This is a genomic window from Marinobacter sp. F4218 (assembly GCF_019443085.1).
In the GTDB taxonomy this organism is placed as follows: domain Bacteria; phylum Pseudomonadota; class Gammaproteobacteria; order Pseudomonadales; family Oleiphilaceae; genus Marinobacter; species Marinobacter albus.
Genome location: NZ_JAHZIL010000003.1, coordinates 1,134,345 through 1,147,577 on the forward strand (window position 1 = coordinate 1,134,345; position 13,233 = coordinate 1,147,577).

11 protein-coding genes are annotated in these 13,233 nt (G+C 55.7%); 4 read left to right on the forward strand and 7 right to left on the reverse strand.

Annotated features, from left to right (window positions below):
* Window positions 1–119 precede the first annotated feature (119 nt).
* The gene (locus tag K0B93_RS09215) at window positions 120–974 is read left to right on the forward strand and encodes a YDG/SRA domain-containing protein (RefSeq protein WP_219866929.1); all 855 of its coding nucleotides are present in this window, start codon (window positions 120–122) and stop codon (window positions 972–974) included.
* Between the two features lie 73 nt (window positions 975–1,047).
* Here K0B93_RS09215 and K0B93_RS09220 read toward each other — a convergent pair whose 3' ends face one another.
* Complete coding sequence (locus K0B93_RS09220; RefSeq protein ID WP_219866930.1) at window positions 1,048–2,760, reverse strand: pentapeptide repeat-containing protein; 1,713 nt, start codon at window positions 2,758–2,760, stop codon at window positions 1,048–1,050.
* A 600-nt stretch (window positions 2,761–3,360) separates the two neighbouring features.
* On the opposite strand from K0B93_RS09220, the gene K0B93_RS09225 reads away from it, so the two are divergent.
* Entirely contained in the window at window positions 3,361–3,852 is a 492-nt protein-coding gene (locus K0B93_RS09225; protein WP_219866931.1) for a hypothetical protein, read from the forward strand.
* 11 nt (window positions 3,853–3,863) lie between these two features.
* Window positions 3,864–4,526 carry a hypothetical protein gene (locus K0B93_RS09230; RefSeq protein ID WP_219866932.1) on the forward strand — a complete coding sequence of 221 codons (663 nt, stop codon included), beginning with the start codon at window positions 3,864–3,866 and terminating at the stop codon, window positions 4,524–4,526.
* Window positions 4,527–4,995: 469 nt separating this feature from the next.
* Here K0B93_RS09230 and K0B93_RS09235 read toward each other — a convergent pair whose 3' ends face one another.
* Window positions 4,996–6,342 carry a S41 family peptidase gene (locus K0B93_RS09235; RefSeq protein WP_219866933.1) on the reverse strand — a complete coding sequence of 449 codons (1,347 nt, stop codon included), beginning with the start codon at window positions 6,340–6,342 and terminating at the stop codon, window positions 4,996–4,998.
* 327 nt (window positions 6,343–6,669) lie between these two features.
* Between K0B93_RS09235 and K0B93_RS09240 the strand changes: the two genes are divergently transcribed.
* Window positions 6,670–7,557, forward strand: a complete 888-nt coding sequence (locus K0B93_RS09240; protein ID WP_219866934.1) for a chemotaxis protein — start codon at window positions 6,670–6,672, stop codon at window positions 7,555–7,557.
* Here K0B93_RS09240 and K0B93_RS09245 read toward each other — a convergent pair.
* From K0B93_RS09245 to K0B93_RS09265, 5 genes are all read right to left on the reverse strand, one after another.
* Entirely contained in the window at window positions 7,554–8,231 is a 678-nt protein-coding gene (locus tag K0B93_RS09245) for a hypothetical protein (protein WP_219866935.1), read from the reverse strand. The two genes, K0B93_RS09240 and K0B93_RS09245, sit on opposite strands and share 4 nt — an antisense overlap.
* A 14-nt stretch (window positions 8,232–8,245) precedes the next feature.
* Window positions 8,246–11,158 carry a hypothetical protein gene (locus K0B93_RS09250; protein WP_219866936.1) on the reverse strand — a complete coding sequence of 971 codons (2,913 nt, stop codon included), beginning with the start codon at window positions 11,156–11,158 and terminating at the stop codon, window positions 8,246–8,248.
* Between the two features lie 72 nt (window positions 11,159–11,230).
* Window positions 11,231–12,172: an AgmX/PglI C-terminal domain-containing protein gene (locus tag K0B93_RS09255; RefSeq protein WP_219866937.1), complete on the reverse strand. Its 942-nt coding sequence runs from the start codon at window positions 12,170–12,172 to the stop codon at window positions 11,231–11,233.
* A 12-nt stretch (window positions 12,173–12,184) separates the two neighbouring features.
* Window positions 12,185–12,688: an ExbD/TolR family protein gene (locus K0B93_RS09260; protein ID WP_219866938.1), complete on the reverse strand. Its 504-nt coding sequence runs from the start codon at window positions 12,686–12,688 to the stop codon at window positions 12,185–12,187.
* A complete protein-coding gene (locus tag K0B93_RS09265; RefSeq protein WP_219866939.1) occupies window positions 12,685–13,218 on the reverse strand; it encodes an ExbD/TolR family protein in 534 nt (177 codons plus the stop codon). Before K0B93_RS09265 ends, K0B93_RS09260 begins: the two co-directional genes overlap by 4 nt.
* Window positions 13,219–13,233: the final 15 nt, after the last annotated feature.

The following is a 13,233-nucleotide window of genomic DNA, read 5'->3' on the forward strand; positions in this document are numbered from 1 at the left end:
CAATCGGTGGCTAAGAAGACCACGTGGCACGAGCTGCCGACCAGAGGCTCGCGGTTATCGCCGATGACCACAAGGCGCCACCAACTTCGCTTTTTTTGACGTTATCAAGAGGGAGATAGATGCGGGTTTTTGGTGATATTCCGGATTTGGAGCCGGGTGACGAATTCGAATCCCGGGAGGCGTTAGCGGAAGCAGGCGTACATCCTCCCACCGTTGCGGGAATCAGTGGTTCTCAACACGAAGGCGCTGATTCAATAGTTTTATCCGGGGGCTATGAGGATGACGAGGACTTCGGCGATGTGATCATCTACACCGGGTCTGGTGGTCAGAAAAACGGAAAACAAGTGGCTGACCAAGCACTGAAAGGTCGAAATCGTGCTCTCGCTCGGAGCAAAATTGAGGGCCTTCCTATCAGGGTAACTCGAGGTTTCAAACACCGGAACGAACTTAGCCCGAAGTCCGGGTATCGGTATTGCGGCCTTTTCTTCGTCGATGACTTTTGGTGTGAGAAAGGAAAGTCAGGTTTCTATGTTTGGCGTTACCGGCTCATTGCCGACGAAAAAAGCGCCACGAGCTATCTCATCGGTGAGCCTCCATCAGAATCTGCCGCCCCAAAAAGAAAGCAGTCTTCAGTAAACAGAATTGTACGGGACTATCAGCGCGCACTTAACGTCAAATCGTGGCACGCATCTCAGTGTCAAATCTGCGGCTTAGCGATTAGTACTTCAGCGGGATTATACGCTGAGGCTGCCCACATTCAGCCGCTAGGTGCACCACACGGTGGGCCTGATATCGAAGAAAACATGCTCTGCCTTTGCCCTAACCATCACGTAATGTTCGATAACGGTGGATTCACGATTGACGACGACTTGAGCCTAATTGGTATCCCAGGAAAACTGAAAGCCGTTGCAAGACATAACATTGGGCGAAGGTTTATTCGGTACCACCGGGAACACTACACCAAAAATGCCTAGCAGGGTACGCCCAGGTTGTCGGCGGCTGGAAACATCCAGGAGTAAATCTCAGGCATCACGCTCCCCCTACCAATCAGATCCGAAAACGGTTGCGCAGGCCCAGGCCCAGCAGGAACAAAAACACAAACGACCAAACCCCTTGGGCGCCCATCGTCAGAAACACACCCGACAAATCGGCAGTTTTCGGATCCCCAAATAACCGTTCGAACGTCTTCTCACGAACTAATCCGGCCCAGGGTAAAAAAGGGATAGTCATCGCCGCGGAAAACCCCCACTTCCAAGTCTCTTCAATCGCCCAAATCGAATAACATTTTGCGAACACGATCCAGGACGCAAGTAATGCAAAAAACGGCACTGCAATGGATTGGCCATACCTGCTGAAAGCGTCGAACAACCAGTCCAGACTATCCGCCGCACTGGCCTTGAAGCCAGGCGTCTGCCACCGACGCGCTCGCATTTCATCCGCATGGCAACGCAGGGCTGTTCGATGATCCTGGTTGTTCTCAGCCAACTCTTTGAGTCGTTGGAGTTTTGCCGACGCATTCGGATCACGATTTTTGCGAAAAAGGCAGCGATCAAAACGATAGCTGAGATTGCTCAGGCCTAGATGTTTACTGAACTCTGTTCCCGTAAAATCCGGGACTGGCCCAAATCGGAGCTGGTCAACGTTCATAGAGCCACGCAAGGTAGCTCCTTTAAAACTGAACTCGCCAACACCTTCGGAATCTATTTCCTGAGCGATGCGAAGCTGCCCGTCTGCGGTAATACCATCAAATTGAAGCTGACCAGCCTCAAGATCATCGAAAACAAGATTTGCATATCCCTTCTTCGGGAAGATCGCATCTCTGAAACTGATGAACCCGTCCAGTACCCGGCAGCCCATCATCAAAAAAGCCTTCAGCTCCTGCATGTTTGTTCGAGCAAAAAGCAGCGAACCATGGTCGGCAATGATCAGCCGCTCTATACATGCTGTCTTTCCCTTCCAAGAGCTCTCGTTGAAATTAACTAGCTTGAGATGCGGTGCATCCCGAAAGTCCATCCGGATTTCTGAAACCCTGAAATTGACACCCCGGAAACTCAGTTTCGTTAGATCCGGAGTAAGGACTTCAAACAAGAAAAGGCCGCCATCGAATTGAGCTTCATCAAAGTTCAGGTCCAGGCTTGCCTCGTCGGTCCTGCCCTCCTCATTTATCGTGGCGCGACTACCAACCGTTATTTCAGTCCGGGTCTGGAAGCGCGCTTTTTTAAAACTCACCGTCGAACCAACTTGAAAGCGAGTGCTATTGAAACTCACTCCGCGCTCGAATTTGGCCCGATCGAAACAGACCGTCCCTTCACCAAATCCGGCGTCGTCAAACTTTGCCTCTCCGACAAATTGGGTGCCGGTGAAATCCACTTTGCCGTGACCAAAGTTCGCATTATTAAATGAGGTGTAAATAACAAACTTCGAACCTTTGAATGCTACAACCCCATTTCCAAAATGAGCGTCTTCGAACGACACGGGACCACCAAATTCGCAGCCTGAAAAATCCACATCGCCGTCGCCAAAATCACAATTGGAGAAGTCTACCCGGCACTCTCGAAAATCCAGGTTAGAAAACCGCAGAACGTTATCCTTGTTGGCTTCTCGAATGACCCCAAGGTCTTGGGTCGAGAACTTTGCAACTCCGGTCCCGGAATGGCTCACCATTACCTGTTGGAAAATCATCCAGCCATCACCGCCCGTAAAGGCGCCCAAGACCAGTTTTTGCAACTCACGCCCCTCAAGGATTTTCTCGTCGCTCATTCGTTTCTCTATTTTCTTATATTCATTGTCGAAATTTCGGCCAGCACTACGCCATCTCCTGCCGACCAGCTCCTTAAACGGTTGCGCGGGCCCAGGGGGCCGATAGGAACAACAGGATTAATGAAACCAAGCCCTGCAGGTTCTTCAAGCCCACCCCGGGGCCGGCATGGTTCTCACCGAGGTCTGATTGACGGACCTCTAGCAAAGATGCTTCTGATTTAAAGCGCGCAAATCTTGTCTGGCACTTACTTGGTGTACAAGTAGCGCTTTATAAGTTTGTCGCCCGCGGCAAAGGCCACCACAAATCCGCGATGGTAAATCTCTGCCCCATAAAATCGAATCATGGCGTTTTCGCTTCTCACTAAACCCTCTGAACGAAGTGCAACAGACAGGCCCCTGATTTCACCCTTCTCTTTTGAAACCATACCCAGAGGGACCGCCAAGATCCATCGATCAGTCCAACGTCTCCGGCCGGAAACCACCTGCGAAAATACGACAGTGTTTGCGATTAGCATATATTTATATAGGATGATTGTATTCACCGGGTAGTAACACGGCAGTTCCCTACCAACAAATAACTCGCCATAAGGAACCGTGGCTATGAAACCCTACCTCTGCATTCTATTTCCTATCTTCCTGACCGCCTGCGCTTCGAACAACACACAACCTGGAGCCACCCCGCCAGAAGAAAGCATTGTTTTCAAGAAGGAGTGCAAGGGCGTACCGTTTGACAGGTACAGGGATCAGACTGTGAACTTGACGTACGATCAGACAGTGGAGAAAAGCAGCGAACTGAACGCTGCCTTGGCAGCAGGCACAGAAGAGCTCAAGAAGATCGACGCATCCGCAGAGATCGGAGCTGGCACAACCAGAAGCACCAAGAACAACGTCACAGGCACAGCCGTCTACAAATCCATTGTGACTGGCGAAGAGGCCAAAGTGAAATCGGCTTTCCAGGATACCTTCTGTACCACTCTTGCCTTCTACGAGCGCCCCGAGTTGACCCAAGCCCAGAGAGACCAGCTCTTTGAGGTTATGGTTAAATCGATCAAACTCCGCCAAGAATGGATTACTGCACCTAGCCCAAAGTGATGCGCGGTTGGGTGGAGCCACTTATCGAATACGATAAGAAACGGACCGATTCAACCGCCGAACTCCATATCGAAATCACCAATCAAAACAATTTTCCAATGGATATTCGTTGGGTTGATCTTAATTTGACGGGCTACTACGAAACTGGAGAAGAAATCCCCTCAAGTGGCATTCCCTTTTCCATCGGCACTTCAACTTGGGGCAAACGTTTACCATTTGGTAGAATAATGCTCACATCCAGCGACAACGTAGAGGTCAGCACCGAAGTTAACGACGAATTCCCCATTCACATTAACGCCCTATCAACTGGATATTTTGTCGTCGATTTTTGCCGTTTTCCGAAGCCGAGCCCATCACGTCACCCGGACATTATCGGCCTTTCGAGCCCAAGCATTACTATGACAAGCATGAGCGAGGCAGAAGCAATCCAATCTGAGAGGAGTAACGCCAAAATTCAGTTGGCAATATCCATCAAAAACCCAACTGATGGACCAAACTTCGTCGAAGAAAAAACCATCTATCTCACGGATCCCGGAAACCTGCCCGAATGCCCTACCCCAACATCACGATTAGAAGAGGACAGGAAGAAACTGGAGGGTATGTACCTCGATGCTTGCCTTAAGAGTCCTCTTTGCGATCCGTACAAACTCATCGAGAGGTTATCAACGGATTAGGTGCGTAGGGTCGACTAGACTTAAGTTTCCGTCCGGAAACTCAAAGTAAACAAGCCAATATCTGCTGGATACGATACGGGAGGAATCCAAGTAGTCCTGTTTCGGGAACAGCAGTTATCTAATTCCAGTTACTGGTTAGCGTACGCTTTTCCGCAGAATGTTTTTAAATCACGTGACTTCTACCACTGGGGCCACTCGGTTCTCGGCCAAATGAACTATCACAGAGGACAACACGGGAAAGGAAGGTTTTCCATTGCTTTTCAAAAGTGACCCCCAGATCAATCCAAATAGAAGGGGGGGTATTTTTGGGGGTACTAATAGAATAAAAATAAAAAAGTTTCCTTATTTTTAAGCACTTAAATCGGAACTTAAGTAGACGCCGTCTCCACCAAACACCCATAGAAAAGCCCCTGATTTCAGGGCCTTTTCCGTTTACGCCCCCATAAAGTCAGCATGCAAACCGCAACCATCACCCCCCGACCAGCTTCAACACCCTCTCCAGCATCGGATCCCTGCCCTCCTCGCGCCCCTTTCGGCCAAGGTAGTGCAGACGGATATGGGGAGGAATTCCCACGTCTTCGTAAACCTGGCCATCGGAGGCCCGGTAGATTTCGTTGGATAAGGTCAGGTGCCAGCCGTTTGGCAAATGGCGCTCCAGGGTGTCAGAAAGGATGCCGTGAGTAGGCTCACCAATCAGGGTGAGGCGGGGGTGCTGAAGCAAAGAGAGTACGAAGATTTCCGCGGCACTGGCCGTCAGCTCGCTGGTCAGCACAAACAGGTTGCCACTGTAGGTTTCCGAGGCAGGGTTAACATAGATGGCCTGTTTGCCGGTAAAACCGTTGCCATGGCGGGCTGACTTGGTGAAAGCGAGCCGTTTTCGATCCATCAGGTAGGCGGCAAACCGCAGGGCAACGCCATCGTAGCCCCCGCCGTTATTGCGGAGATCGACAACCAGATTGGGGAGTTCGCCGACATCGGCGAGTACCGCCTTCATCACGCCGTCAATAGCATTCAGATCAGCTGCGGGTTCGCCGGTCTTACCACTCTGGCCAGCCATGGCACGGATATTCAGATAGCCGATACCATCACTGAGGCGGCCCCACTCCACCAGGCGGTTGCCGCCGTGATTAACTCCGTTGACGAGATAATCCTCATGGATGAGGCCGTGGAGCCATTCTTTCAGATCACCCAGGTAGCTGGTGAGTTCACGGTCATCACTGGCGTCTTCCAGTTCCCGTGTCAGCCGCTGATAAAGTGCGGGGTGGGCGCCGGCATTGTAATGGCCCGAGGGCGTGTGCAATCGGATATGTCCGTCCTTGAGCGGCCTCAGCATGGCAGCCATGGTGGCAAACAGCGTTTCCCGTGAGCTGCCGGAATGAATTTGCCGGCGATAGGTGTGGTATGCCTGGTCCCACGCCACGCCTTTCAGTTCAAACAGCGCGTACTGCTCGTCGAAGGTCCGCCAAAAGATTTCGAAATTGTACTCCGGGTCCGCCGGGTCCTGTTTCGGGGTGTCATCGGCGTGGGCGGGTAAGGCGGCCAGGCGGCGAAAGCCAATGCGCGCCACACCACTCACCCGGTGGGCACTGAACGCCTGACCGGCCGGAGACACTGCCAGATCCTCGTAATGATGTCCGAGTTCTTCAAGAGTGCCCCTGTAAAGCGGTAGGCAGCTGATGGCCGTTTCCTCAAACAAGGTGTACCGATCACCCTCTATGGCCAGTATTTTGCCGTAACCTTGCGAACGCCAGACCCCCTGCAGGTCTGTAAAATGCGGCACAGAACGGGAATGGTTGCGCCCTTGGCGAGGTTTCATAGAGACCTCCAGATTCGTTTTGGCGACGCTTGCGGGCCAGGCCAAGGCGCATCGCATCGAAGGGATCGTGATTCCTAAAGCGTAGCCAATTATGGGCCAGTGGGTGACCTATCCGGCCTAATGACTTCCCGGTTCCGGTCGATAACCTCTGAAAGGCCCGGTCACCATTTGAAACAAAGCTGTTGAATATTGCTTCAGGACATGGCTGCTACTATGGCGACACACCTGAGGCACGTCGGCTTACTTTCGTTTCTCCGGGCTATCCTTAATCGTTATGCCAGCAGGCCCCCGAGCCCGGGGGCTTTGTTTTTGAAAGGATCCAGCCGTATGTCCAGCAAAACGAAACAGGCCCAGAAACTCCTGCTGTTTCGGCTGTCCGGTGCCCGCCTGTTCGGGATCGGCACACTGAAAATTCGCGAAATTCTTCCGTTCATGCGGCTGAGCAAGCTGCCCCACAGCCACCCTGCGGTGATTGGCACGGCCACCTTCCGGGGCTCCGCCGTGCCGGTGATTGATATGGCCGCGGCGGTGGGCAATCCTCCGCTCACTGCGGAGGAGCAGCAGAAAGCGTCGATCATCATCACCGACATTCAGCGTCAGGAGATCGGCTTCCTGGTGCGGGGTGTGCACGAGATCATCGAAGCGGACTGGAAGCATGTGATGCCGCCCCCCAAGGCACTGGGGGACCGGGCGTTCATCACCGGCCTACTGGACGTGGATGGGGACATCATCCAGTTGCTGGATGTCGAGCTGTTGCTGGCCAAGGTGTACCCGGAATCACTGGTGACCCGGGATGTAACGCTCACCGACGTTGAGAGCGAAACCCTGAAGGCCCTGAACATTCTGCTGGTGGACGACTCCCAGGTGGCCCGCAAACAGTTGTCGGACGTTCTGGACAGCAAGGACATTTCCTATCAGGTCACCTCCAACGGTGACGAGGCGCTGCAGATTCTGCTGAAGAACAACGAACTGGGCAGGCCCATCGACATCCTGGTCAGCGACATTGAGATGCCCGGGCTGGACGGCTACGAACTCACGTTCAACGTACGAGACAACCCGGCCCTGAAACCGCCCTACGTGATTCTTCACACCTCACTGAACAGCGAGATGAGCCTGAGTTACGCGAACCAGGTCGGCGCCAATGAGGCGCTGACCAAGTTCGATGCCGAAGAGCTGTTGCAGGCTATGTTGCGGGGCGCCAGGGAATCCGGCTAGAACCCGAACCAGTTTTGCTTGATGGTTTCGTATTCCTCTCTGGAGATCATTCCCTCCTCGGATAACCGGCGCATTTCCGCTACCGCCAGGGGAATGCGTCGCTTGCCTGGCGGTAATTGGGCCTGGCCCCGGGCAATTCCGGCACGAACCCCCTCGATAAAGCTGGTCAGGCGGGCTTCGTCGGACACCATGGCATCCAAACGAAACAGCACCACATCACTGTTTAACGCCACAAATTCGTAGCAGTGCCTGCGCAGGCGCAGGGCCAGCGCCATCAGCCCCAGCGCCACAACTGCCGGCGCCAGGAGCCAAAGTGGCGCAGCCGGCAGAAACGAATAGATGGCCGCTGGCACGGTCAGCAGGCAAATCGCCACGAACCAGAGTTTGTACCGGTTGTCCTTCACTTCCCTCGGCGCTGGGTCAACAAAGGTCAGGTCCAGCACCTGCTCCGGCAACTCCTTCTTACGGCGGTGGGTGGTAATCGACAAATAGTGCTGATTAAACCGCTTGAACAGTGTGCTGGTTTTGGCACGCACGTTGGTCTGGCGGAATTTGCTGTTTACCTGCCACGACTCCCGGGGTGGAAGTTCCCACCCCGGGCGTTGTAACTCAAGATTCGGGGCGGCCCAGTTGTCCAGGTCTATGATGTCGCTCTGGCTTACTGCAACTGTCACGTTTCTTATCCTTCTTATGGTGTCGGGAACTCAAATTTTTCCGGGTCGTTGTACAGGTGGGCACCACTGTCGAGCCACTCGGCAATCAGGCGAAGCTCCGCGTCGGTGAGCATGCCCATGTGGGATTGCCTGATGGCCGCGGTCCCCGTGGTTTCCACCTGGTACAGGTCATCATCGGGGTCGTCATCGAACAGGCTGAAGAAGCGGGCGCTGGCGATCGCGCCGCGCGCACTCATCAACCGCCGTGCAAAGCAGACCCCCGGGTCCGGCAACACGGTCAGGTCACCCTGAACCCCTTCAGGGCAGGCACCATCGACTGTTGGATCCACTTCAACCCACTCGCCGTTCTCCTGCTTCAGATAGTAATCCGGCTCGAACAGCTCGACATAGGATTCAAGCTGGCGGCCATCCCAGGAGGCATTGCCGTTGCCCAGCAACAGGTTGGTGCTGGCACCGCCGCCACCGCCGCCCTCGGCACAGGATTTGTTCTCCGCCGCCCGGTGACAGTTCTGACACGATGTAACGGAATCGGTGTTCGGGTCGACCCGACAGCTGTTCCAGATCGGCTGGATATGTTCCTTATAATTGATGGTGGCCTTGCAGTCGCTGGTCCAGTTGGTCAGGCAGGACACGTCGGTAACCGGCGCAGGCGTGTTCAGGTCGGCGTAGGGAATCTCGAAGGCCAGGGAATCGTCCGGCGGATTGCTCCAGTAGTCCTCGTAGCGAACGGTGTCCGCCCAGGTAGTGGTCAACTGACCCAGCGAGTTCAGCAGGGCCTCGGCCATGGTGTCTTTCCAGTTCGAGGCAATGATCGTAGGATTCGCGTTCGGGAATGGCATGGCATCGCCCGGTGCGCCGGGGTTGGCCGAGGCAAGCTCGATGTCCGTGCGGGCGTGGGGAATGTCCACTTCCGGATCGTGGCAGCCGTAACACTTCAGCAACTGCCCATCCTCCAGCAGCAGCGACTGCGGGTGCTGGGTCAGGTAGTTGTAGTTGTAATCCTCAGCGGCAATCAAATCGACCCGTTTGCCGTATTTGTTCACCACCTCGAACGTAAAGCTGGTGTCGGCCGGTACTTTCACCATCGCGGAACCGTCCGGCTCCACCATCGCGTAGGACAGTACATCGTAGAGCGCCCGGTTACCGGAGCCCACCAGCGGCGTCAGGCCCAGCGGAGGCTGCGGTCCATCAGCGGGGTTGAGAACTGGATCGGTCAGGATGGCCTGCTCAAGCTCCGGCGGGATGTCGCGCTTGCCCAGCACGCGGATAAACCGTTCAGACCGGTCGTCCGGGCGCGTAAGCGAGGGATCGCGACGGGTTTCGATACCGCCGTCGTACAATTCCGCCATGTCGGCCCCGTCCATGTCGTAGACGCTGCGAATGTGGAACAGGGCGGTGTTTTCTTCCAGGTTCAGGGTGTGCTGATCGCCGGTGTAGGGCTGGGCCAGCTCGTTGGCATCGGCGATGACGATGTCGGTATAGAGCGCACGCTTGTGGCCCTGAACCACGGGCAGCCGCGTATTCTGCTGCGGGTCCACCATCCAGATGCCGTACTGGGGATCGCTCAGATTGTCGACGGTCGAGGAGCCTTCACAAACCCCCGTGATTTCCGCCTCCGAGGTCAGGCACTGGGCCCAACTGGCCAGCAGTCGGCCGGACCCGTCGCCATAGGGAGCAACGGCGCTGTACCAGCCCGCGGGCGACACCTGGTTGGGGTAGAAGTTCACCAGCCCCGGCGTCATGGATTCTTCCGCCTCACCAATGACGCTCTCGTCCACGGGCTTGCCCACGGCGAAGAAGTTCTGGCTGTTGACCATGACCACATCGCCACCGTAAACCGGGTTGTAGACGTGGCGCATGATGGTCAACAGGTTGCCATCATCGAGCGGGATCGGATCCATGTAGTGGATGAAGGAGGCGTCGGAGAATTCCTCACTGAGGCTGCCGAAGTAGCGGTGTACGTTGCCGCCACTGGGCGTGATGCGGTACATGCTGAGCACGTCCTCGACGAACACGCGCTCGCCTTCCACCTGGCCGGCCAGCGAGGCGCCGCACTTGTCTTCAACGGTCCATTCCTTGGGTTCTTCGAGGCCGGACGGGAATTTGCTGCCGTTACCCTGACCGTACCCACCGCCATGGGGCTGCTGGTTGAAGTTGGGGTTATCAATGTTTTCCAGGGTGCAGTCCTGGAGCGTTTCATAAAGGCGGCCAAAGCGAATGAAGACGACCTGGCCGTCGTTCATGGTGCTCGGCTCGATGTCGTGGAACTGGCCGAAGGTAATCTGGGCAAGCTCGGTTCCGTCCGGGTTCACCGAATGCAGGAGCGATGCCGGCTCATTGAAGTCTTCCAGATACTCGCGCAGATCCAGCAGTCGCCAGTCACCGCGACCATGCTGCCGCGACGACGAGAAGATAATCTTGCCTTCGTTGGTGTAGGTCGGGTTGGTGTCCTCACCGGCGTTGGCCAGATCGTCCTCCGCCAGGACACGGCGAATCTTGCCGGTCGCGAAGGTGTATTCGTAGATGTTCCAGGTGTTGTGGGAGCCATTGCCCGCAGGACCATGAGCCGCAAAGACCATGCGTTCGCCGTCCGGCGAGACGTCCAGATCCTTGACGTCGTATCCGGTACTACCGAAGTAGTCATCAAGGATGCTGCGTTCGCTGGAACTCAGGGCTATTCGATCACGCACCATCAGCTTCGCCCCCGGCCTGAACGCATAGGGCGCACGTGGATCCAGGGGCGGTCGAATATTGAGTGACGACGTATCCCCCATATCCGGATAATCCCGGACCACGTAAGCAAAGGGCTGGTCAGAGAGGATGTTCTGATCGTTTTCGCTCAGTTCCCCCTCAAAGCAACCGCTCAGCCCGACTGCGGCCAGACCAGCCAGCATGAGGCCGCGGGCCTTCCTTTGAAATGTATGCATGATCCTACTCCCCTGCCTGAACATCCGAGGACAATCAGACTCCGACCGGGAATGGCCGGAGCCCCTTGACCTTTAACCAGGCATAAAATCGAACTTGTAATTGACCGGTGTGGCTGCGACATCCTCCGGTCCGAAGGAAATCATCTGAATCCGGGCCAGAAGCTTGAGTTCCAGCTTCTGATCCTCCAGCTGACTGTCCACCAGATTGATGCTGGAGATGCTGCCATCCGGCTCGATCACGATATGGAACACAAACTTGCCCTTGAGCCCCGGATCGCTTCGCAGCGCCCGGTTATACAAGGCGTAGATAGCGCCCTTGTGCTGTTCGAAAACCCGGCGGATGGATTCCATGTCACGACCACCGTCAACGCTTGAGCGATGGGAACCGCCGCCGCTGCTGCCACTGCCGCCACCTCCGGTGCCACTGCCAATCGGGCTATCAACCGAAGTGGACGAGTGCGCCGCCAGCTGTGTTCCGCTGCCGGAATCGTTCATCACCGAACTGTTCACGCCGCCACTGGTCTTGGTCGCGGAGGTCGCGCCCAGTACCGAGCGGGCGGCCTTGGCCGCAGCACCGGTTTTCACGTTGGTGTTCCGGGCCTGGAGCTTCGCCACGTCCAGAGAACTGCGCAGTGAAGACAGCTCCTTGGAAAAGGCAGCCACACCCATCTTGGAGACCTTTTCCCGGGCCTTCTTCACTTCCTTGGCCGGCGCCGGTTCCGGAGCGGCTTTCTTCTCGACCGTTTCAGTCTTCTCTTCCTGTTTGACCGGCTCCGGCGGGGGTGGCGGCGGTGCTATTTTGCGCTGTTCGATCAGAACCTTGGCCAGGCTGGGTGGCACCCGCTCCTTTTCCTCCCGCTCGATTTCCGGTAGTGGCAGCCAGGGAAAGACCACGGCCAGCAACAGCAGCAACAGCAACAGTCGTTTCAGAATGCGTTTGAAGCGGCTGTCTTCGTCACCACTGGCGTCCCAGGGCAGAGCGAATTCGTAGGGTGTTGTTGTCATTGCAGTCATCGATTCCCTCCGTTAGGCGCCGCTGTTGCTGGAAACGCGGGAAACGGCCATGGAAAGATCCCGATAATCCGCCTTGGCACAGGTCAACATCACCCGCTTCAGGAGTTCGTAGGGAATTTCCTGGTCACCCAGAATGGTTACCGCCCGTCCCAGGGTTTTCTCGCGCTCGGTCAGCTCCGTGCGCTTGGTGGCCTGGAACCGAAGCTCCTCCATCAGCCCGTCAATCAGGCCATTGGACGTGATCACTTCGTTGATGGTGGCAACGGGGCGGCCGTCCACGAGGATGTCCTCCTCGGTGATGGTCACCACGGTGGTCTCCTTGGGGCGCTCTTCCGCAGTGGAATCCGGAAGGACAACATCGTTGACCTTGAGGATTTCATTGCTGCCGGAGTTGAGCAGCAGGAAGAAGACCAGAATGGTGAAGATGTCCATCAGGGACACCAGGTTCAGCTTGGCCGGCTTCATGAATGCCTTGGCGCTGCCCTGGAGGCCGAAGGAAGTCAGTTTTTCATTCATGACTTCCCTCCTTTCTTCGTCGGTGCATCACCCAGGGAGATGTCCGGGAACAGCTCCACATCCACGGCTTCGGCAACCACAACGGTCTTGGCCGAGCGCAGCGTATCCATGGTCGAGACCAGCGACTGATAGGTCACCCCCGGCTCCGACAGCAACAGGGCATCTTTCTTGGCGATGTTCTTCGCCGCCAGCCGGCGCTTGATCTCCTGCAGGACATCTGACAGGGCGCGGAAATCGTGATGCGCCTCCTTGCCATCGTCCGTGGCCTCGACCCGGTCAATGGTCTTCACCAGGTTGCCGCTGGGGTAGTAGACCTCGATCGCGGACTCCCGCACCACCACCTCAAGCTGCCGGTTTTCCTCGGCACTGGCGGTCTGGGAACCGGTCAGATCGGGCAGGTTGAGCTCGAGAATTGAGATGTGGTTGAACACCATGCTCATCAGCAGCACCGGCACCAGAACGATCATGAGATTCATGAACGCGGTGATATCAATGTCTGCTTCTTCAGGTTCTCTGCGTTTTACAAACATAACGAATTACCTGCT